The sequence below is a fragment of the Streptomyces sp. NPDC052064 genome (assembly GCF_055585925.1).
Genome location: NZ_JBVJJE010000003.1, coordinates 356,017 through 376,528, shown reverse-complemented (window position 1 = coordinate 376,528; position 20,512 = coordinate 356,017). Strand labels below are relative to the sequence as shown.

Annotated in this window: 20 protein-coding genes; 7 read left to right on the top strand and 13 right to left on the bottom strand. The window is 70.9% G+C overall.

The genetic code is table 11. The features are described 5' to 3' along the window. Positions 1-36: 36 nt before the first annotated feature. Genes hisF through hisD form a run of 8 tightly spaced genes read right to left on the bottom strand, consistent with a single transcriptional unit; the run spans position 37 to position 5,798 of the window. Entirely contained in the window at positions 37-792 is a 756-nt protein-coding gene (gene hisF / locus ACZ6TU_RS09580; protein ID WP_467674143.1) for an imidazole glycerol phosphate synthase subunit HisF, read from the bottom strand. 13 nt (positions 793-805) lie between these two features. Next, the gene (locus ACZ6TU_RS09575) at positions 806-1,198 is read right to left on the bottom strand and encodes a RidA family protein (RefSeq protein ID WP_467674145.1); all 393 of its coding nucleotides are present in this window, start codon (positions 1,196-1,198) and stop codon (positions 806-808) included. 15 nt (positions 1,199-1,213) lie between these two features. Continuing rightward, the gene (gene priA, locus ACZ6TU_RS09570; protein WP_467674147.1) at positions 1,214-1,936 is read right to left on the bottom strand and encodes a bifunctional 1-(5-phosphoribosyl)-5-((5-phosphoribosylamino)methylideneamino)imidazole-4-carboxamide isomerase/phosphoribosylanthranilate isomerase PriA; all 723 of its coding nucleotides are present in this window, start codon (positions 1,934-1,936) and stop codon (positions 1,214-1,216) included. After that, on the bottom strand, positions 1,933-2,586 hold the full coding sequence (hisH, locus tag ACZ6TU_RS09565) for an imidazole glycerol phosphate synthase subunit HisH (protein WP_467674149.1): 654 nt from the start codon (positions 2,584-2,586) through the stop codon (positions 1,933-1,935). The genes priA and hisH overlap by 4 nt, the downstream gene beginning before the upstream one ends. Further along, positions 2,583-2,747, bottom strand: coding sequence for a hypothetical protein (locus ACZ6TU_RS09560; RefSeq protein WP_010039417.1), 165 nt, complete (start codon positions 2,745-2,747; stop codon positions 2,583-2,585). The genes hisH and ACZ6TU_RS09560 overlap by 4 nt, the downstream gene beginning before the upstream one ends. Next, a complete protein-coding gene (gene hisB / locus ACZ6TU_RS09555; RefSeq protein WP_059416503.1) occupies positions 2,744-3,337 on the bottom strand; it encodes an imidazoleglycerol-phosphate dehydratase HisB in 594 nt (197 codons plus the stop codon). The genes ACZ6TU_RS09560 and hisB overlap by 4 nt, the downstream gene beginning before the upstream one ends. Further along, positions 3,334-4,476 (bottom strand): histidinol-phosphate transaminase, encoded by a 1,143-nt coding sequence (locus ACZ6TU_RS09550; protein ID WP_469547658.1) that lies wholly within the window; start codon positions 4,474-4,476, stop codon positions 3,334-3,336. Before ACZ6TU_RS09550 ends, hisB begins: the two co-directional genes overlap by 4 nt. Then, entirely contained in the window at positions 4,473-5,798 is a 1,326-nt protein-coding gene (gene hisD, locus ACZ6TU_RS09545; protein WP_469547656.1) for a histidinol dehydrogenase, read from the bottom strand. The genes ACZ6TU_RS09550 and hisD overlap by 4 nt, the downstream gene beginning before the upstream one ends. Before the next feature lie 178 nt (positions 5,799-5,976). Between hisD and ACZ6TU_RS09540 the strand changes: the two genes are divergently transcribed. The 4 genes from ACZ6TU_RS09540 to ybaK all read left to right on the top strand — a co-directional run bounded on the left by ACZ6TU_RS09540 (position 5,977) and on the right by ybaK (position 9,999). Further along, entirely contained in the window at positions 5,977-7,554 is a 1,578-nt protein-coding gene (locus tag ACZ6TU_RS09540; RefSeq protein WP_469547654.1) for an oxidoreductase, read from the top strand. A 146-nt stretch (positions 7,555-7,700) separates the two neighbouring features. After that, positions 7,701-8,732, top strand: a complete 1,032-nt coding sequence (locus ACZ6TU_RS09535) for a hypothetical protein (protein WP_467674157.1) — start codon at positions 7,701-7,703, stop codon at positions 8,730-8,732. An 11-nt stretch (positions 8,733-8,743) separates the two neighbouring features. Beyond that, positions 8,744-9,484 (top strand): LON peptidase substrate-binding domain-containing protein, encoded by a 741-nt coding sequence (locus tag ACZ6TU_RS09530; protein WP_467674159.1) that lies wholly within the window; start codon positions 8,744-8,746, stop codon positions 9,482-9,484. A gap of 11 nt (positions 9,485-9,495) precedes the next feature. Further along, on the top strand, positions 9,496-9,999 hold the full coding sequence (ybaK, locus tag ACZ6TU_RS09525; protein WP_469547652.1) for a Cys-tRNA(Pro) deacylase: 504 nt from the start codon (positions 9,496-9,498) through the stop codon (positions 9,997-9,999). Between the two features lie 37 nt (positions 10,000-10,036). On the opposite strand, the gene ACZ6TU_RS09520 is transcribed toward ybaK, so the two are convergent. From ACZ6TU_RS09520 to ACZ6TU_RS09505, 4 genes are all read right to left on the bottom strand, one after another. Beyond that, complete coding sequence (locus tag ACZ6TU_RS09520) at positions 10,037-10,756, bottom strand: AAA family ATPase (protein ID WP_467674163.1); 720 nt, start codon at positions 10,754-10,756, stop codon at positions 10,037-10,039. A gap of 56 nt (positions 10,757-10,812) precedes the next feature. Then, complete coding sequence (locus ACZ6TU_RS09515) at positions 10,813-11,634, bottom strand: ABC transporter permease (RefSeq protein ID WP_467674165.1); 822 nt, start codon at positions 11,632-11,634, stop codon at positions 10,813-10,815. Positions 11,635-11,785: 151 nt separating this feature from the next. Further along, on the bottom strand, positions 11,786-12,760 hold the full coding sequence (locus ACZ6TU_RS09510) for an ABC transporter ATP-binding protein (RefSeq protein ID WP_467674424.1): 975 nt from the start codon (positions 12,758-12,760) through the stop codon (positions 11,786-11,788). 123 nt (positions 12,761-12,883) lie between these two features. Then, a complete protein-coding gene (locus tag ACZ6TU_RS09505) occupies positions 12,884-14,092 on the bottom strand; it encodes an NYN domain-containing protein (protein WP_467674167.1) in 1,209 nt (402 codons plus the stop codon). A gap of 222 nt (positions 14,093-14,314) precedes the next feature. Between ACZ6TU_RS09505 and ACZ6TU_RS09500 the strand changes: the two genes are divergently transcribed. Continuing rightward, positions 14,315-14,479: a hypothetical protein gene (locus tag ACZ6TU_RS09500; RefSeq protein ID WP_467674169.1), complete on the top strand. Its 165-nt coding sequence runs from the start codon at positions 14,315-14,317 to the stop codon at positions 14,477-14,479. A 100-nt stretch (positions 14,480-14,579) separates the two neighbouring features. Here ACZ6TU_RS09500 and dnaE read toward each other — a convergent pair whose 3' ends face one another. After that, positions 14,580-18,119 (bottom strand): DNA polymerase III subunit alpha, encoded by a 3,540-nt coding sequence (gene dnaE / locus ACZ6TU_RS09495; RefSeq protein ID WP_467674170.1) that lies wholly within the window; start codon positions 18,117-18,119, stop codon positions 14,580-14,582. 216 nt (positions 18,120-18,335) lie between these two features. Here dnaE and ACZ6TU_RS09490 point away from each other — a divergent pair, with 216 nt between their 5' ends. Both ACZ6TU_RS09490 and ACZ6TU_RS09485 read left to right on the top strand, forming a co-directional pair. Then, positions 18,336-19,661 (top strand): DUF2252 domain-containing protein, encoded by a 1,326-nt coding sequence (locus ACZ6TU_RS09490; RefSeq protein WP_467674172.1) that lies wholly within the window; start codon positions 18,336-18,338, stop codon positions 19,659-19,661. A gap of 91 nt (positions 19,662-19,752) precedes the next feature. Next, positions 19,753-20,448 carry a hypothetical protein gene (locus tag ACZ6TU_RS09485; protein ID WP_467674174.1) on the top strand — a complete coding sequence of 232 codons (696 nt, stop codon included), beginning with the start codon at positions 19,753-19,755 and terminating at the stop codon, positions 20,446-20,448. Positions 20,449-20,512: the final 64 nt, after the last annotated feature.

The window sequence follows — 20,512 nt, the reverse complement described above, 5'->3', positions numbered from 1 at the left end:
CGGCCGCACAGGCGACCGGGGCTCCCGACAGGCGGGTCACCGCACCGGGTGACCCGCCTCCCGCAGCGCCTCCTTGACCTCGCCGATGCGCAGGTCGCCGAAGTGGAACACCGACGCGGCCAGCACCGCGTCCGCGCCCGCCGCGATGGCCGGCGGGAAGTCCGCCAGCTTGCCCGCGCCGCCCGAGGCGATGACCGGGACGGTCACGTGCTTGCGCACGGCCGCGATCATCTCCAGGTCGTAGCCGTCCTTGGTGCCGTCCGCGTCCATCGAGTTGAGCAGGATCTCGCCGGCGCCCAGCTCAGCGGCCCGGTGCGCCCACTCGACGGCGTCGATGCCGGTGCCGCGACGACCGCCGTGGGTGGTCACCTCGAAGGAGCCGGACTCGGTGCGGCGCGCGTCCACCGAGAGGACCAGGACCTGGCGGCCGAAGCGTTCCGCGATCTCCCGGATCAGCTCCGGGCGGGCGATCGCGGCCGTGTTGACGCCGACCTTGTCCGCGCCGGCCCGCAGCAGCTTGTCCACGTCCTCGGCGGTACGCACCCCGCCCCCGACCGTGAGCGGGATGAACACCTGCTCGGCCGTGCGGCGCACCACGTCGTACGTCGTCTCGCGGTTGCCCGACGAGGCGGTGATGTCCAGGAACGTCAGCTCGTCCGCGCCCTCGGCGTCATACACCTTGGCCATCTCGACGGGGTCGCCCGCGTCGCGCAGGTTCTGGAAGTTGACGCCCTTGACGACCCGGCCGTTGTCCACGTCCAGGCAGGGGATGACTCGGACCGCCAGGGTCATGAATCAGGCTCCTCTACTGTCCTCTGAATGCTTCCAGTTCCACCGACACCAGGACGCGCGGGTCGACGAAGCCCTCCACCACGAGGAAGGTCGCGACCGGGCGCACGGAGTCGAACAGCTCCTTGTGGGCCCGGCCCACCTCGTCGAGGTCGCGCGAGTGCGCCAGGTACATCCGCGTACGGACCACGGACCCGATGTCGAGCCCGAACTCGCCGATCGCCTCGAGGGCGCTGGTGAAGGCCGCCTTGGCCTGCTCGTACGGGTCGCCCTCCCCGTACAGCACGTCGCCCTTGAAGGGTGTCGTGCCCGCCACCAGCACCCGATCGCCCGCCGCCACGGCACGCGCGAAACCGAAACTCTCTTCCCAGGGACTTCCGCTCTGCACGCGCCGTACGGCATCACTCATGAACCTGTATCCCTTTCAAGATGTGGCCTCCAGGGCCTCTTCCAGGGTGAACGCCTTCGCGTACAGCGCCTTCCCTACGATCGCGCCCTCTACGCCGAGCGGCACGAGCTCGGCGATGGCCCGGAGGTCGTCCAGCGAGGACACGCCGCCGGAGGCCACGACGGGGCGGTCCGTCGCGGCGCACACGTTGCGCAGCAGTTCCAGGTTCGGGCCCTGGAGCGTGCCGTCCTTGGCGATGTCCGTGACGACGTAACGGGCGCAGCCCTCGTTGTTCAGGCGCTCCAGCGTCTCGTAGAGGTCGCCGCCGTCGCGGGTCCAGCCGCGGCCGCGCAGGGTCGTGCCGCGGACGTCGAGACCGACCGCGATCTTGTCGCCGTGCTCGGCGATGGCCTTGGCGACCCACTCGGGGGTCTCCAGGGCGGCCGTGCCCAGGTTCACGCGGGTGCAGCCGGTGGCCAGGGCGGCGGCGAGGGTGTCGTCGTCGCGGATACCGCCGGACAGCTCCACCTTGATGTCCATCGCCTTGGCGACCTCGGCGATCAGTTCCCGGTTGTTCCCGGTGCCGAAGGCGGCGTCCAGGTCGACCAGGTGCAGCCACTCGGCGCCGGACCGCTGCCAGGCGAGGGCGGCCTCCAGCGGGGAGCCGTACGAGGTCTCCGAGCCGGACTCGCCGTGCACCAGGCGGACGGCCTGGCCGTCACGGACGTCGACGGCGGGGAGGAGTTCGAGCTTGCTCACAGTGTTCCGATCCAGTTGGTGAGGAGCTGGGCTCCGGCGTCGCCGGACTTCTCGGGGTGGAACTGCGTGGCCCACAGGGCGCCGTTCTCGACGGCCGCGACGAACGGCTTGCCGTGCGTGGACCAGGTGACCTTGGGGGCCTCCAGCGCCGGGTTGTGGGTCTCCAGCGACCAGTCGTGGACGGCGTAGGAGTGCACGAAGTAGAAGCGGGCGTCCGGGTCGAGGCCGGCGAACAGCTGCGAACCGGGCGCCGCCTCGACGGTGTTCCAGCCCATGTGGGGGACGATCTCGGCCTGGAGCGGCTCGACCGAGCCGGGCCACTCGTCGAGTCCCTCGCTCTCCACGCCGTGCTCGATGCCGCGGGCGAAGAGGATCTGCATGCCGACGCAGATGCCCATGACCGGGCGACCGCCGGACAGCCTGCGGTCGACGATCCAGTCGCCGCGCGCCTCGAGCAGGCCCTTCATGCAGGAGGCGAAGGCGCCGACGCCCGGCACGAGCAGCCCGTCGGCGTTCAGGGCCTTGTCGTAGTCACGCGTGATCTCGACGTCGGCTCCCGCGCGCGCGAGGGCACGCTCGGCGGAGCGGACGTTGCCGAAGCCGTAGTCGAAGACGACCACTTTCTTCTGCTTCTTCAGGGGAGCGCTCAATTCCACACCTCCAGCCTCACGACACCGGCCGCCAGGCACATCGCGGCGCCGATCGAGAGCAGCACGATCAGGCCCTTGGGCATCTTCTGCTTGACGAAGGAGTAGATCCCGCCGACGAGGAACAGGCCGACGACGATCAGCAGGGTCGAGATGCCGTTCACAGGGCGCCCTTCGTGGAGGGGAGGATGCCGGCGGCGCGCGGGTCGCGCTCGGACGCGTAGCGCAGAGCCCGGGCCAGCGCCTTGAACTGGCACTCCACGATGTGGTGCGCGTTGCGCCCGTAGGGCACGTGCACGTGCAGCGCGATCTGGGCCTGGGCCACGAAGGACTCCAGGATGTGCCGCGTCATCGTGGTGTCGTACTCGCCGATCATCGGCGCCATCTTCTCGGGCTCGGTGTGCACGAGGTAGGGGCGGCCTGAGAGGTCGACGGTGACCTGGGCGAGGGACTCGTCCAGGGGGACCGTGCAGTTGCCGAAGCGGTAGATGCCGACCTTGTCGCCGAGGGCCTGCTTGAAGGCGGCGCCGAGGGCGAGGGCGGTGTCCTCGATGGTGTGGTGCGAGTCGATGTGCAGATCGCCCTCGGTCTTCACGGTCAGGTCGAACAGACCGTGCCGGCCGAGCTGGTCGAGCATGTGGTCGTAGAAGCCGACGCCGGTGGAGATCTCCGTCTTGCCGGTGCCGTCGAGGTCGATCTCGACGAGGACCGAGGTCTCCTTGGTCGTCCGCTCCACGCGTCCTACGCGGCTCATACGTTCTGCTCCTTCGGGGGTGTGGGGGTGTCCCCCACAAGACACTGCAGCTCACGGACCGCGTCGAGGAACGCGTCGTTCTCGTCGGGGGTGCCGGCCGATACCCGCAGCCACCCGGGGATGCCGTTGTCCCGGACCAGGACGCCCTGGTCGAGGATCTTCTGCCAGGCCGTGTGGGAGTCCTCGAACCTGCCGAACTGCACGAAGTTGGCATCGGACTCGACGACCTCGTAGCCGGTGGCGCGCAGCTCGGTGACCAGGCGGTCCCGCTCGGCCTTGAGCTGCTCGACGTAGCCCAGCAGTGTGCCGGTGTGCTCCAGGGCGGCCAGGGCGGTCGCCTGGGTGACGGCCGACAGGTGGTAGGGCAGTCGGACGAGCTGGACGGCGTCGACGACGGCCGGGTGCGCCGCGAGGTAGCCGAGGCGCAGGCCCGCCGCGCCGAACGCCTTCGACATCGTGCGGGAGATGACGAGGTTGGGGCGTCCGTCGAGCAGCGGCAGCAGCGAGTCGCCGTGGCTGAACTCGATGTACGCCTCGTCGACCACGACCATCGACGGTTTCGCCGCCTGCGCGGCCTCGTACAGGGCGAGGACCGTCTCGGGCGGGACCGCGTTGCCCGTGGGGTTGTTGGGGGTGGTGACGAAGACGACGTCGGGCCGGTGTTCGGCGATCGCCTTCTCGGCGGCGGCGAGGTCGATCGTGAAGTCGTCATTGCGCGGACCGGAGATCCAGCCGGTGCCGGTGCCGCGGGCGATGAGCCCGTGCATCGAGTACGACGGCTCGAAGCCGATCGCCGTGCGGCCCGGCCCGCCGAAGGTCTGCAGCAGCTGCTGGATGACCTCGTTGGAGCCGTTGGCCGCCCAGACGTTGGCGAGACCGACCTCGTAGCCGGATGTGTCCGTCAGGTACTCGGCGAGCTTCGTGCGCAGCTCGACCGCGTCCCGGTCCGGGTAGCGGTTGAGGTTCTTGGCAGCCTCGCGGACCCGCTCGGCGATGCGCTCGACCAGCGCCTCGGGCAGCGGGTAGGGGTTCTCGTTGGTGTTCAGCCGTACGGGGACGTCCAGCTGGGGTGCGCCGTAGGGGGACTTGCCGCGCAGCTCGTCCCGTACGGGCAGATCGTCGATTCGTACGTCGCTCACTTGCTCTCCGGCACCTTCCAGCCGAACCTGGCCTTGATCGCCGCGCCGTGCGCGGGCAGGTCCTCCGCCTCCGCCAGCGTCACCACGTGGTGCGCGACCTCGGCCAGCGCGTCCTGCGTGTAGTCGACGATGTGGATGCCGCGCAGGAACGACTGGACGGACAGGCCCGATGAGTGGCATGCGCAGCCGCCGGTGGGCAGGACGTGGTTGGAGCCGGCCGCGTAGTCGCCGAGGGAGACCGGGGCCCAGGGGCCGATGAAGATCGCGCCGGCGTTCTTGACGCGGTCGGCCACGGCGGCCGCGTCGGCCGTCTGGATCTCCAGGTGCTCGGCGCCGTAAGCGTCGACCACCCTCAGGCCCTCGTCGATGCCGTCGACCAGGACGATCGCGGACTGCTTGCCGGACAGGGCCGGGACGATCCGGTCGTCGACGTGCCTGGTGGCCGCGATCTGCGGCTCCAGCTCCTTCTCGACCGCGTTCGCGAGCTCGACGGAGTCCGTGACCAGGACGGCGGCGGCCAGCGGGTCGTGCTCGGCCTGGCTGATCAGATCGGAGGCGACGTGCACCGGGTCGGCCGTCTCGTCGGCGAGGACCGCGATCTCGGTCGGTCCGGCCTCGGCGTCGATGCCGATCTTGCCGGTGAAGTAGCGCTTGGCGGCGGCGACCCAGATGTTGCCGGGGCCGGTGACCATGTTGGCGGGCGGGCAGGACTCCGTGCCGTACGCGAACATCGCGACGGCCGTGGCGCCGCCGGCGGCGTAGACCTCGTCGACGCCGAGCAGGGCGCAGGCGGCGAGGATCGTCGGGTGCGGCAGGCCTCGGAACTCGGCCTGGGCGGGCGAGGCGAGCGCGATGGACTCGACGCCGGCCTCCTGGGCGGGCACGACGTTCATGACCACGGAGGACGGATACACGGACCGGCCGCCGGGCGCGTACAGCCCGACCCGCTCGACCGGAACCCACTTCTCGGTCACGGAGCCGCCGGGCACGACCTGGGTGGTGTGCGTGCTGCGGCGCTGCTCGCGGTGGACCGTCCTGGCGCGCCGGATCGACTCCTCCAGGGCCGCGCGCACGGCCGGGTCGAGCTCCTGAAGCGCGCGCGTGAGCGCGGCGGCCGGCACCCGCACCTGGTCGAGCCTGACCCCGTCGAACCGCTCGGCGAACTCGATCAGCGCCGCGTCGCCCCGATGATGCACGTCCTCGCAGATCGGACGCACCTTCTCCAGGGCGGCCTGTACGTCGAACTCGGCTCGGGGCAGCAGGTCGCGCAGGGCGGGGCCCTCGGGAAGGGCGTCGCCACGCAGATCGATTCGGGAGATCACGTGCTCAATTCTCTCAGACCCGAATGACGCGCCGTTCGCTCGTATCAATGGCTGATACAGAACACCGCCCGAACCCGGAGGATCTCCTTCACGTTTCGCGTTCGGGGCGTCACTCAGCGGGCATGAACAGGTGTACGAAGCACCTGACCCGCGAGTACCTGGGGAGGAAGGAAGAGACGTGACCGAGGGGGCCGGCGTGCGTGCCGGAGATCCGCCCGACGACCTGACCGCGGCCGAGGCCGGAATGTGGCAGGCGTTCCGCAACGGCAGCGTGTACGACCTGAGCAGCGGCGACCCGATGGTGGACGATCCGCACGGCGGCCACCCCTGGGGCGAGGACCGGACCGTGCGGGCCCGTATCGTCTGCTGGCTGCTCCTGGACGGCCCGCCCGCCCTGGCCGGCCGGGTCTCGTCGCTGAAGCTGGCCGGCGTGCTGATCAGCGGCTCACTGGACCTGGCGGGCGGCACGGTGGTGCCGTACGTCGAGATGCGCCAGTGCCGGTTCGAGGAGGACGTGCTGCTGCCGGAGGCACGCTTCACGACCGTACGGATGGTGGACTGCTCGGTGCCGCGGCTGGAGGCGGCCCGGGTGCAGACGGAGGGCGATCTGCATCTGCCGCGCTGCCGCTTCCACCGGGGCATCCGGCTCACGGACGCGCAGATCGGCACGGACCTGATGCTCAACCAGGCGATCGTGCACCGGGACCGCAGCGGCCGGTCGATCGCCGCGGACGGGCTGACCGTCGGCCAGGACTTACAGGCCGAGCTGATGGAGTCGCACGGCGAACTGAGCCTGCGCGCCGCGACCATCGGCGTCTCACTGAGCCTGCGCGGCGCCCGCCTGGCCAACCCGTACGAGCGGCTCGCCTTCAACGCCCCGCAGCTGACCGTCGAGCGCAGCCTGTATCTGACCCCGGCAGGCGTCGGCGCCCAGGCGATGAGCGGGATGACCCCGGCGCGCGGGACGCGGATCCAGCGCTTCGCGTGCGAGGGCGGGATCCGGCTGGACGACGGGCGGTTCGGCGACGCGGTCGACTTCGAGCAGGCCAGATTCACCCTCACCGACGACCAGGAGCTGTCGCTGCGCCGGGTGCAGACGCCGGAGCTGCGGTTCCTCGGCGAGCATCCCGCGCGCGGGCGTGTGGTGCTGTCGGGGGCGAAGATCGTCAACCTGATGGACCGGGCGGACGCCTGGCCGGGCCCGGGGCGGCTGCACATGGGCGGTTTCACCTACGAGAACCTCGTGCCGCGTGGGCCGTTCCCGCTGGCCGAGCGGCTGGACTGGGTCGCGGCGGCGACCGCCGAGTACAACCCCGAGCCGTACGAGCGGCTCGCGGCCGTGCTGCGGGCCGGTGGGGAGGACGAGGACGCCCGGGAGGTGCTGCTCGCCAAGCAGCGCCGGCACCGGGAGAGCCTGCCGCCGGCCGCCAAGCTGTGGGGCTACGCGCAGGACTGGGCGGTCGCCTACGGGTACCGGCCCGGCCGGGCCGCCGTGTGGATGGCGGTGCTGTGGGCGGCGGGCTCGCTCGCCTTCGCACAGGCCGGGCATCCGCCGCTGAAGCGCGGTGAGCATCCGGAGTGGAACCCCACGCTGTTCACGCTCGATCTGCTGCTGCCGGTCATCGACCTCGGCCAGGTGGGCTTCTGGCAGCTGCGCGGGGGCTGGCAGTGGCTGTCGACGGCGATGATCCTGCTGGGCTGGATCCTGGCGACGACGGTGGCTGCGGGGGCGACGCGGTTGCTGCGGCGCAACTGACGATGCGGCCACTCCGTGTGACTCATGATGCCGGTGTGACCAGAGTTGGTGAACTGTCACGGCTTTACCGTCTCTTGACCATCCGGCGTACAACTTTCCGTGACTTACCCGAACGATCTGGCGCCGCTGTGACCAGCAGACTTTCAATGGTCGGCACCATGGCAATACAGCTGCCGTTCATCCGCGCGAGCCGGATGACAAGGACCGCCTCCCACCTCCTCGGCGGACCGCGCGCCGACGACGAGGTGCTGCTCGACGCGCCCGACGCGCGGCTCAGCCCGGCCCTGGTCGCGGCCGCCCGGGGCGACCACGGACCGGCCTCCGGGCTGCTCCGCGCCACCCGAGCGGCGGCCGAGTGGGAGCGGCGTGACCGGTACGTCACCCGACTGGCCGCCTTCGCCCGCTCGCGCCCCGACTGGCTGGACGCCTGGCTCGCCACCGCCCCGCACGACCCGGACGCGCTGCTGCTCGGGGCCCAGCTGGCGGTGGACCGCGCCTGGCAGTCACCGGCCCGGGCCGAGGCGCTGCACGAGGTGAGCCCGCTGATCTCGGCCGCCGCGCGGGCCGACCACGGCGACCCCGTGCCCTGGCGGCTCGCGCTGGACCACGCGCGCGGCGCCCAGGCCGGGCACTCCTCCTTCGAGGAACTGTGGGCGGCGGCGGTCCGCCGCGCCCCGCACCACTACGGCTGTCACGAGTCGGCCCTGCGCTATCTGGCCGCGTCCTGGCACGGTTCGCACCAGGAGTGCTTCGACTTCGCCGACCGGGCCGCGCAGGACGCGCCCGCCGACGCGCTCGTCCAGGCGCTCCCGCTGCGGGCGGCCTTCGGCTACCTCACCGACGGCTGCGGGCCCGAGTTGCCGCGCGAGCGGCTGGACGCGGCCGCCGAGCGGGCGATCGCGCTGTCCCCGCGACTGCCGGCGGCCGACCCCTGGCCGGCCCGGATGCGGAACCTGCTCGTCTTCGTCCTGGTGCACCTGGAGCGCTGGCAGGACGCCCAGGAACAGCTGCGCCTGAACGGCCCGTACGCCACCTCGTTCCCCTGGGACCGGGTGTCGGACGACCCGCTCGGCCACTTCCTTCGGGTACGCGACGACATCCGGGCCGGAGCGGCCGGCCGGCCGCCCGGGCATCCACGGAGTGAACGGGGCGGACGAGTCCGTTCCCGCGACCATTAGGCTTTTGCGTCGTGACCACCGTCCGGCTCCCCCTCTTCCCCCTGAACTCTGTGCTGTTCCCGGGGCTCGTGCTCCCGCTCAACGTCTTCGAGGAGCGGTATCGCGCCATGATGCGCGAGCTGCTGAAGTCGCCGGAGGACGAGCCGCGCCGGTTCGCCGTCGTGGCGATCCGCGACGGCCACGAGGTGGCCCCGAGCGCGCCCGGCATGCCCGACCCCACGTCCCTGCCCGAGCGGGGGCCCGCCGCCGGCTTCGGCACGGACCCGGCCAAGGCGTTCCACAAGGTGGGCTGTATCGCGGACGCGGCGACGATCCGGGAGCGGACCGACGGCTCCTTCGAGGTGCTGGCGACCGGCACGACCCGGGTGCGGCTGCTGTCGGTGGAGGCGTCGGGTCCCTTCCTGACGGCGGAGCTGGAGACGCTGCCGGAGGAACCCGGCGACGAGGCGGCGCCGTTGGCCGAGGGAGTGCTGCGGTCCTTCCGCCAGTACCAGAAGCGGCTGGCGGGCGCGCGGGAACGGTCCTTGACGACCGGCGCCGACCTGCCCGACGAGCCGGGCGTGGTGTCGTACCTGGTGGCCGCCGCGATGATGCTGGACACTCCCACCAAGCAGCGCCTGCTCCAGGCGCCCGACACGGCCTCCCGCCTGCGCGACGAGCTGAAACTCCTTCGCTCCGAGACGGCCATCATCCGTAATCTGCCGTCGTTGCCGTCGTCGGACCTGACGCGCGGCCCGACGAGTCTCAACTGAAGCGGACCGGAATGGCGAAGAAGTCGAAGAAGCAGCAACAGCCGGGCGGCACCCCCGCGACGGTCGCCCTCACGGCGGCGGGCGTGGAGTTCACGGTCCACTCCTACGACCACGACCCGTCCCACCCCTCCTACGGCGAGGAGGCAGCCGAGGCGATGGGCGTCTCCCCGGACCGCGTCTTCAAGACGCTGGTAGCCGACATCGACGGCACGCTGACGGTCGCGGTGGTCCCGGTGGCGGGCCAACTGGACCTGAAGGCCCTGGCAGCGGCGGTAGGCGGCAAACGCGCGACGATGGCCGACCCGACGTCGGCGGAACGCACGACGGGCTATGTCAGGGGCGGCATCTCCCCGCTGGGCCAGCGAAAGAAGCTCCCGACGGTCCTCGACGCGTCGGCGTCATCCCACACGACGATCTGCGTCTCGGCGGGCAGGAGGGGCCTGGAGGTGGAACTGTCCCCGGAGGACCTGCAGAAGCTGACGGAGGCGGTACTCGCTCCCATCGGACGCGGCTAGCCCGCGCCCGCCCGCCCTCGGCCAGAGCGCCGGGCACCTACGCAGCAGGCGGTGCCTCATAAGGCCCATACCCGAAGTCCGGCTCCGGATCCCGAGGCCCGAACAACGCCGTCAACCCGAGGTGCAACACCAACGCGGCAAGCGGCCAGGCCAGCAACGCCCCCTTCGCCCCCAACCTCAACGGCGCGGAAAACGTCACCCCCCGCCCCACTTCCCGCGCATGCGCGACCACATCCTCCGCAGGCCCGAGCCACACCCCGACCCGCCAGGCCAGCAGCGACCCGAGCAGCCCCCCGACGGCCAGCCCCACCACCAACGGCACACCCCCACGCCGCCGCAGCAAAAACACGATCAGGGCGCTGACGACCCCGAAGGCCAGCCCGAGCAGCGTGAAAGTGCCGTCGACCCCGACGGCCTGCTCCCCCTCGGTGTCCTTGAGGTAGACGACCCAGTCCCCCTCGACCACGTCACCGACCAGCGGCACGTGCGGCGCGAGCCACCACCACAGCACACCCAGCAGCGCCCCGCCGAGCGCCAACGCCACGGCGACCACGCCGGCCTCCCGCACTTCCGTCTTCATCCCGGGCCCGTCCTGCCCGTACCAGTCATGCCCGGCGTACTCGGCCTGCTGAGACCCAGGAGCCTGAGCCCCGTGAGCCTGGGACCCGTGCGCCCCGGGACCGGCGCCCGGCGGCTGCCACGAATCCTGTGCGGAACGTTCATGCGGCGGCGGTGGCGGATTCAGTGGTGCGGTCACCCTGCCATCGTGCCAGGCTCGCCTGTGCCCCGCGTCACCGGACGATCCCTCCCCGCTCACCGGACGGCCGCCCGGCGGTACGCCCAGGTCGCCACGGCCAGCGAGACGACGCCCACGAAGCCGCACACGGCGAGGTCACCGAGCACGAAGGCCCAGTCGGGGTTCGGCCCGAACGTGCGCGCGAAGGCCTCCACGCCGTACGTCGACGGCAGCAGATCCCGCGCGAACCGCACGACCTCCGGCATCCGGTCCGCCGGCAGCACGCCCAGCAGCAGCGCCGCCGACATGCCCAGCTGCCCGAGCAGCGTGGCCAGCTCCGGCCGGGGCGCGAGCAGCCCGAGCGCCGCCCCGAGCCCGGCGAGCGCGGCGCCCGCCAGCGGGATCACGGCCAGGAGGATCCACAGATGGGCCAGTGGCAGCCCGAAGAGCACACAGCCGAACACCGCCGTCACGACGGTCCCGGGCACGGTGAACGACGCGTACGCGCCCGCCGCGCCCAGCACCACCGCCGCCGGCGGCACCGGCAGCGTCGCGTAGTGGTCGAGTCCGCCGCTGGCCCGCAGCTGCCCGAAGTACTGCGCGAGGAGGTTCAGCGCGACGAAGGCGACCACGAGGACCGACGACCCGGCGACGACGGCCTGCGCCTCCGCCCCGTCGTCCACGACCCCGCGCATCAGGATCATGATCCCGATCGACTGGAAGGTCGCCACGAACAGCAGCGGGATCCGCGCCACCCGCGCCCGGGACAGCTGCGCCCGGTACACGGCCGCCAGCGACGGCCACAGCCGCGCCCGAGGTCCGAGCTCGGCCGCGCACGCGGCGGGCTCCTCCACGGCCAGGGCACTGCCCGGCAGGACATCGGCGGGTACGACACTCACGTCGCGCTGCTCCCCTTCGTCGGGTCCACTGCGGCAGTCGCCCTGTTCGGTACGTACGCGGCGGTCTGCGCACTCAAGGCCGCCGCATTCCGGGCCGTCACGTTCAAGGCCGTCATGTTCCAGGCCCCCGCACTCAAGGCCTCGCTACTCCTCACGCCTTCACCAGCCCCTGCTGCACGGCACCGCCCAGGGCCAGGTACACGTCCTCCAGGCTCGGCGTGGCCAGCGTGAAGTCGTCCAGGGCGGCGAAGGCGGCCCCGCCGGTCACGGTGGCGACGACCGCCCGGGCCTCCTCGGGCCCGAGCCGGAGCGTCCACAGGCGTCCCGACTCCACGGCGCGGTCCCGCAGCGCGGCCACCTCGGGGACGTGCAGCGGCGCCGCGTCCCGCCACACCAGGTCGACCCGCACCTCGCCGGCGACCTGCTCCTTGAGCCCGGCCGGGGTGTCGCAGGCGATCACCCGCCCCCGGTCGAGGACGGCCACCCGGTCCAGCACGGTCTCGGCCTCGATGACATTGTGGGTGACGAGCAGCACGGTCGTCCCGCGCTCGGCCCGCCGCCGGTCGACGGCGGACCACACGGCCCGCCGCGCCACCGGGTCCATGCCGGTGGTCGGCTCGTCGAGCACGAGCAGCGGCCGCTCCCCCACCAGCGCAGCGGCGAAGCACGCCAGGCGCCGCTGGCCCCCGGACAGCTTCTTCAGCGGCCGCCCGGCGAGCGGCGCGAGCCCCAGCTCGTCGAGTACGTCGTCCCGCTCGGCCCGGGCCCGCCGTACGTCCAGGCCGCGCAGCCGTCCGGTGGTCTCGGCGGCGAGCGACACGGTCAGCTCGTCGAGGGCGGTCGACTCCTGCCCGAGGTAAGCGAGGATCCGCGCGGCCCGCTCCGGGTGGCGCACGATGTCGTGCCCGAGGATCTCCACGCTGCCGCGGTCGGGGCGCATCAGCCCGGTGAGCTGCCGTACGAGGGTGGACTTGCCGGCGCCGTTCGGCCCGAGCAGGCCGAAGATCTCGCCGCGCCGGATGTCCAGCCGTACATCGTCCGTGGCCCGGACCTCGGGTGTTCCGGGCGCGCCCCGCCGACCGCGTACCGCCGGATAGGTCTTGGTCAGCCCGCGCACCGCGCACACGACGTCACCATCGTGCCGAAATGCCTGTGCCGCGCGCTTACTCACAAGGGACGAGACTACGGGGTCGACTGCCCCGGCCCGCTCTCGGGTCGGTCCACAACGGGAAATCCGTCGGCAAAGTTCTCACTCGCCGACGGGCGCGTGTTCCACTCCCGTACGTACGCCGATCTCCTTCCAGAAGCCCGCCCGGATGGCGTACCGGTCCCGCTCGTCGATCTGGTCGTCCTTGTGGGCGAGCAGGCCGAAGCGAGCGGCGTAGCGCAGCAGCTCCCCGTCGACGCGGTGCGGGACGCGCGGGTACATCCCGGACAGTTTCTGCAGGTGGCTCTGGTCGCCGAGGCGCTCGACCCAGCGCCGGGCGAAGACCTGCCCGACCTCGAAGGGGTCGCCGCCGACGGTGGTGATGTCCTCCTCGCGGTCGGCCCACCGCTGCTCGGCCGTGGTCAGCTGGGCGAGCGTCGGCATCGAAGCGGCCTCGGGGGGCTCGGCCGTGGGCCGGTCGACCCAGCCTTTGTCGGAGGACCAGCGGAGGGTGGCGGAGGCGGGGTGCTGGGCGGACGGGTGGCCGGGGGCGCGCAGGGCGGCCAGGTCTTTGGGCGTGGGGACGCCTTTGGGGGCGGGCACCCGTTCCTCCGCGCCGTTCTGCCCGGCGTCGGCCGTGGGGTGCTGCGGCTGCGGTGCGGGGCTCTCGGCCGCGGCGAGCGCGGAGTCGGGCAGCGGGGCGGAGAGGATCGCGGCGATCTCGGGCCGGGGCGCCGGCTGCGGGGAGCACACGCCGGTGTGCTCCTTGGCGCGGACGGCCTTGGTGATCCAGGCCCGGTCCAGGACGCGCCGCTCGTCGGCCTCGGCGACCAGGTCCTCGGACTGGTTGTAGTCGCCGTCGGCGGCCTGCACGGCCCACAGGTGAACGGCGACGCCGTGCTCCTTGGCGGCCATCATGCCGGGCAGCAGATCGCCGTCGCCGGTGACGAGGACGACGTCGGAGCAGGCGCGGTTGCGGGCCAGTTCGGTGAGCTCGGCGTGCATCGCGGCGTCCACGCCCTTCTGCGCCCAACGGCCGTCGCTGCGGGTCAGCGCGCCCAGCCGGACGGTGACCCGGGGCATCACGCGCAGCCTGCGGTGCTCGGGTTGCGGGACGCGGTCGGGGGCGCCGTCGAACCAGTAGATACGCAGCAGCGGCTGCTGCGTATCGGACTCGGCGCGCTCGCGCAGCCCCTGGATGAGGGCGGTGTGGTCGACGGTGATACTGGATCGTGAGGGCTCCCCGGCGAGGAGACTCGCCGCTGCCCCCAGCAGATACCCCGCGTCCACCAGGACGATGCAGCGGTCCACACGACTCACCCTCTTCCCGGGAGGTTTGCTTCGGGCTTGCTTCGAGTCTGCCCGAAGGCGCGGAGGTTAACGGCCGGAACTCGATCTTCGGCGTGGCGTTTCGGAGGTTCTCGCCGCGACCATCCCTGTCACGCACGGTAATTGTCCGACATGCGATCGTTGTCGGCCTGTGTGAATCTGGTCCCGGCCCTGGCCCCTAGATCCCCCACAGGAGGCATCACCATGGCCAAGAACAAGAACCGTGACCGTAAGCAGCAGCGTCCTACCGAGCGTGGTCAGCGTGCGGACCGCCGTCCCGCCGCGGAGGCGGAGCCCCAGCCCGAGGTCGAGGTGACCCCCGGCGACGTGGCGTCCCGCAAGCGCAAGCGGAGCTTCGGCCACAACTGACATGTGTGCAACGGGTGGTTGAGACCCGGACGCGCCGAGGGGCGTACCCAGTGCGGGTACGCCCCTCACGCGCATCGAGAGCCCGCTCCCGAGCCCGGCGTCAGCCCGCCAGGCAGGACGGCCCGAGCAGCACCTTCAGATCACCGAAGAGCGCCGGGTCCGGCTTCACCCGGTGCCGGTCCAGACGCAGCACGGTCGTCTTGGTCGGTCCCTGGAGCTTGATCCGGACCTCGCTGTCGCCCTTGTGGTGGCTGAGGACCTCGCCGAGCCGGCTGACCAGCGGCGGAGTGACCCGAGTGGCCGGGATGGTGAGGATCACGGGCGCGTTGGTGCCCGCGTTGGACAGGTCCGGCACCATCAGTTCCATCGCGACCAGCCGCGGCACGTCCTCGCGCTTGTCGAGGCGGCCCTTGACGAACACCACGGCGTCCTCGACGAGTTGGGTCGAGACGAGCTGGTACGTCGCCGGGAAGAACATGCACTCGATCGAGCCGGCGAGGTCCTCGACGGTGGCGATGGCCCAGGCGTTTCCCTGCTTGGTCATCTTGCGCTGGAGGCCGGAGATGATGCCGCCGATGGTGACGACCGCGCCGTCCGCGTGCTCACCGCCGGTCAGCTGGGAGATGCCCGCGTCGGCCTTGTCGGACAGGATGTGCTCCAGGCCGAACAGCGGGTGGTCGGAGACGTACAGACCGAGCATCTCCCGCTCCTGGGCGAGCAGATAGGTCTTGTCCCACTCCTCGGTGGTGAACTCCACGTCGAGCCCGAAGCCCGGCTCGCTGCTGTCGTCCTCGCCCATGCCGCCGAAGAGGTCGAACTGCCCCTCGGCCTCCTTGCGCTTGACCGCGACCACGTTGTCGATCATCGGCTCGTAATGCGCGGTGAGGCCCTTGCGGGTGTGGCCCATGGCGTCGAAGGCGCCGGCCTTGATCAGCGACTCGGTGGTGCGCTTGTTGCAGACCACCGCGTCCACCTTGTCGAGGTAGTCCGGGAACGAGGTGTACTTCCCCTTGGCCTTGCGGCACCTGATGATCGACTCGACGACGTTCGTACCGACGTTGCGGACGGCGGAGAGGCCGAAGAGGATCACGTCGTCGCCCTGGGCGGCGAAGTTGGACATCGACTCGTTGACGTCCGGCGGGAGGACCTTGATGCCCATGCGGCGGCACTCGTTGAGGTAGACGGCCGACTTGTCCTTGTCGTCCTTCACGGACGTGAGGAGCGCGGCCATGTACTCGGCGGGGTGATTCGCCTTGAGGTACGCCGTCCAGTACGAGACGAGTCCGTACGCGGCGGAGTGCGCCTTGTTGAACGCGTAGCCGGCGAAGGGGACCAGCACGTCCCAGAGCGCCTGGATGGCTTCGTCGCTGAAGCCCTTCTTGCGGGCGCCCTCCTGGAAGAGGACGAAGTTCTTCGCCAGTTCCTCGGGCTTCTTCTTGCCCATCACGCGGCGGAGGATGTCGGCCTCGCCGAGCGAGTAGCCGGCGATGATCTGGGCGGCCTTCTGCACCTGCTCCTGGTAGACGATCAGGCCGTGGGTGACGTCCAGGACCTCCTTGAGCGGCTCCTCCAGCTCGGGGTGGATCGGCGTGATGTCCTGCTGGCCGTTCTTGCGCAGCGCGTAGTTCGTGTGGGAGTTCATTCCCATCGGGCCCGGGCGGTACAGGGCCGACACGGCGGAGATGTCTTCGAAGTTGTCCGGCTTCATCAGCCGGAGCAGGGAGCGCATGGGGCCGCCGTCGAACTGGAAGACGCCGAGGGTGTCGCCGCGCTGGAGCAGTTCGAAGGTCGTGGGGTCGTCGAGCGGGAGGCTCAGGAGATCGATGTCGATCCCCTTGTTGGACTTCACCATCTTGACGGCGTCGTCCATGATCGTCAGGTTGCGCAGGCCGAGGAAGTCCATCTTCAGCAGGCCGAGCGACTCACAGCTCGGGTAGTCCCACTGCGTGATGGTCACGCCGTCGGTGTGCCTGACCCAGACCGGGACGTGGTCGGTGATCGTCTCGCTGGACATGATCACGCCGGCGGCGTGCACGCCCATCTGCCGGACCAGGCCCTCGACGCCCTTGGCGGTGTCGATGACCTTCTTCACGTCCGGCTCGTTCTCGTACATCGCCCGGATCTCGCCCGCCTCCGAGTAGCGGGGGTGCTCGGGATTGGTGATGCCGTCGAGGTTGATGCCCTTGCCGAGGACGTCGGCGGGCATGGCCTTGGTGAGGCGGTCGCCCATCGCGTACGGGTAGCCCAGCACGCGCGCGGAGTCCTTGATCGCGTTCTTGGCCTTGATGGTGCCGTACGTGCCGATCATGGCGACCTTGTCGGCGCCGTACTTCTCCGTCACGTACCGGATCACCTCGACGCGCCGGCGCTCGTCGAAGTCGATGTCGACATCGGGCATGGAGATGCGCTCGGGGTTGAGGAACCGCTCGAAGATCAGACCGTGCGGGATGGGGTCGAGGTCGGTGATGCCGAGGGCGTAGGCGACGATCGAGCCGGCCGCGGAGCCTCGGCCGGGGCCGACCGCGATGCCCTGCTTCTTGGCCCACATGATGAAGTCGGCGACCACGAGGAAGTAGCCCGGGAAGCCCATCGAGATGATGGTGTCCATCTCGTACTCGACCTGCTTCATGCGGTCGTCCGGGATGCCGTCCGGGAAGCGGCGGTGCATGCCGCGCAGGGTCTCCTCGCGGAACCAGCTGACCTCCGTGTACCCCTCCGGGATGTCGAACTTCGGCATCAGGTCGCGCTTCTCGAACATGCCCGTGGTGTCGACCATCTCGGCGATCAGCCGGGTGTTGGCGCAGCCCTCCTGCCAGGCGTCCGAGGAGTCGATGGCGTACATCTCGTCCGTGGACTTCAGGTAGTAGCCGGTGCCGTCGAACCGGAAGCGGTCCGGGTCGGAGAGGTTCTTGCCGGTCTGGATGCACAGCAGGGCGTCGTGGGCGCTCGCCTCGTGCGAGTAGGTGTAGTGCGAGTCGTTGGTGACCAGTGGGGGGATGCCGAGCTTCTTGGCGATCTCGAGCAGGCCGTCGCGGACCCGGTGCTCGATCTCGATGCCGTGGTCCATCAGTTCCAGGAAGTAGCGGTCCTTGCCGAAGATGTCCTGGTAGTCGGCGGCGGCCTTGAGGGCCTCGTCGAAGTGGCCGAGGCGCAGCCGGGTCTGGACCTCGCCGGAGGGGCAGCCGGTGGAGGCGACGATGCCCTCGGACCACTGGGCGATGGTCTCCTTGTCCATCCGGGGCCACTTCTGGAGCCAGCCCTCGGCGTACGCGTCCGAGGAGAGCCGGAAGAGGTTGTGCAGGCCCGTCTGGTTCACGGCCCACATCGTCTTGTGGGTGTAACCACCGGAACCGGAGACGTCGTCCCGCTTCTGGTGCGGCTGGCCCCACTGGATCTTGCGCTTGTTGCGGCGCGACTCGGGCGCGACGTACGCCTCGATCCCGATGATCGGCGTGACCCCGGCCTTCTGCGCGGAGTGGAAGAAGTCGTACGCCCCGTGGAGGTTGCCGTGGTCGGACATGGCGATGTGCGTCATGCCCATCTCGTTGCACGCGTTGAACATGTCCTTCAGCCGCGCGGCACCGTCCAGCAGCGAGTACTGGGTGTGGACGTGCAGGTGCGTGAACGGCGGCTTTGACACGGCTGCGGCCTCCAGAGAAAACATACGTCGAATGGGGCCCGACAGGCTGCGGACAGTCTGGGGGACAGCGTCGAAGTCTATGCCTCGCCACTGACACTCCGAGGCCTGACCCGCGTACCTTCTTGCGGGGCTCGCGGGCACTCCCGCGGACCGCCACACGTTAGGCCGAGGGCGGACCCGCCGCCCCGAGACGTATGCACCAGGAGGCACCCAGCGATGTCGTTCCCGCAGCTCGACGACGAGCACCGCGGTGAGGAGATCCTCGCCGTTTTCGACACCGCCTTCGGCGAGCTCCTGGCCGCCGACCCGGCCGCGTTCCGCGTGAAGTTCCGGAAGATGGCGGCCTCGGCATTCGCGTTCTACCGGGGCACGGCTTGCCTCTTCTACCACGATCTCGACGAGGAGAAGCGGGGCGGGCCGTTCCTGGACGAGCGCACCTCGCGCGTGTGGATCCACGGCGACCTGCACGCGGAGAACTTCGGCACGTACATGGACGCCAACGGCCGCCTGATCTTCAACGTCAACGACTTCGACGAGGCCTACGTCGGCCCCTTCACCTGGGACCTGAAGCGCTTCGCCGCCTCCATCGCCCTCATCGGGTACGCCAAGGCGCTCAGCGACGAGCAGATCTCCGAGCTGGTGACGATCTACGCGGTCGCGTACCGCGAGCGGATCCACGCCCTGGCCACCGGCGCCAAGAGCGACGAGGTGCCACCGTTCACGCTGGACACCGCGCAGGGCCCGCTGCTGGACGCGCTGCGTGACGCCCGGTCGCTGACCCGGTTCGGGCTGCTGGAGTCGATGACGGAGATCCGCGACTTCGAGCGCCGCTTCGCGCCCGGCGGCGGCTCGGTCGAGCTGGACGCGGCCACGCGCTACAAGGTGCTCGCCGCCTTCGACGGCTACCTGGAGACGCTCCCGGACAGCTCCCTGGCCCGCCCGGACTCCTACCGCGTGAAGGACGTCGTCGGCCGCCGCGGCATCGGCATCGGCTCGGCGGGGCTGCCGTCGTACAACATCCTCCTGGAGGGCCACAGCGACGCCCTGGAGAACGACGTCGTGATCTACATCAAGCAGGCCCAGACCCCGGCCGTCTCCCGGCACGTCACGGACCAGGCGATCCGCGACTACTTCCGGCACGAGGGGCACCGCACGGTCATCTCCCAGCGCGCCCTCCAGGCGCACGCCGACCCGTGGCTGGGCTGGACCGAGCTGGACGGCGCGGGCCAGCTGGTCGCCGAGATCTCGCCATACGCGGTGGATCTCGACTGGGGCGACATCGACGACGCGGAGGAGATCGCCCAGGTGGTGGCCGACCTCGGCCGGGCCACGGCCACGATGCACTCGGCGGCGGACGACCAGTCCGGTGAGTCCCTGGTGCCGTTCTCCACGGAGCGGGCCATCGACGCGGCGATCGCGGCCGACGAGGAGGGTTTCGCGCCACTGCTGATCGACTTCGCGCACGGCTACGGCGCACGCGCGCGCGCCGACCACCAGACCTTCGTGGACCTGTTCCGCAACGGCCGGATCCCGGGGCTGTAAGGACCCCTGAGCCGGGCTTTGGCCATCCGCTCTCTCACAGGCATCCTTTAGGGGTCCCTTACAGGCCCCCGTGACAGACTCTCCTTTCGCTATGGACATATCCGGGATCCAGCTCAGAGCCGTACGCGCGGCGCTGTTCACGGCAGTGGTCGTGACGCTCAGCACCGCGTCACACGTGCTGCTGTCCCGGGTCCCGCTCCCGATGGGCACGGTGGCCGCCGTCGCCGCCACCGTGTTCGTGATCGCGTACGCCCTGGCGGGCCGCGAGCGCTCCTTCGGGCGGATCGCGGCCCTGCTGATCCCGCTGGAACTGGCCGCCGACACGGTGTTCACCACGGGACAGCACGCCTGTTACGGCCGGTCGGGCGGCCCGGTCGCCGGCCCGCTGCGGTCGGTCGGCCTGGACGTGCTGTGCGGGGGCGGCGAAATCGGCACACCGCTGGCCCGGATGGCCGGGGCCACCGGCACCGACCGGCTCGCGGCCGTGGTCGCACATGCCGACCCGGCCACCGCCTGGCTGCTGCTCGGCGCGCACGTCGGCGTGGGACTGGCCGCCGCCGTCTGGCTGCGCCGGGGCGAGCGGGCCCTGGCCCAGCTGCTGCGCGCGGTGACGGCGACGACGTTCAGGCCGCTGCTGCTGGCGGTCGCCGCCGTCACGGTGGAGCGGGCTCCGGCCGGGCGGCGTCCGCCGTCACGCGCCGGCGACCGCACGCCCACCGCCCGCGACCGGATCCTCGCGTACTCCCTGGGACGGCGTGGACCGCCGTGCTCGCCCGCCTACGCGTGAGGCGCTTTCGAGCACCGGCAGTCCCCCTACGTATCCCGCACACGACGTGTGCGCGTCCCCCTAC

Coding starts and splice junctions, on each gene's coding strand:
- hisF (WP_467674143.1), bottom strand. CDS start 792: ATGACCCTGGCGGTCCGAGTCATCCCCTGCCTGGACGTGGACAACGGC.
- ACZ6TU_RS09575 (WP_467674145.1), bottom strand. CDS start 1,198: ATGAGTGATGCCGTACGGCGCGTGCAGAGCGGAAGTCCCTGGGAAGAG.
- ybaK (WP_469547652.1), top strand. CDS start 9,496: ATGGCGAAGAAGTCGAAGAAGCAGCAACAGCCGGGCGGCACCCCCGCG.
- ACZ6TU_RS09500 (WP_467674169.1), top strand. CDS start 14,315: ATGGCCAAGAACAAGAACCGTGACCGTAAGCAGCAGCGTCCTACCGAG.
- hisB (WP_059416503.1), bottom strand. CDS start 3,337: ATGAGCCGCGTAGGACGCGTGGAGCGGACGACCAAGGAGACCTCGGTC.
- ACZ6TU_RS09485 (WP_467674174.1), top strand. CDS start 19,753: ATGGACATATCCGGGATCCAGCTCAGAGCCGTACGCGCGGCGCTGTTC.
- ACZ6TU_RS09535 (WP_467674157.1), top strand. CDS start 7,701: ATGGTCGGCACCATGGCAATACAGCTGCCGTTCATCCGCGCGAGCCGG.
- ACZ6TU_RS09490 (WP_467674172.1), top strand. CDS start 18,336: ATGTCGTTCCCGCAGCTCGACGACGAGCACCGCGGTGAGGAGATCCTC.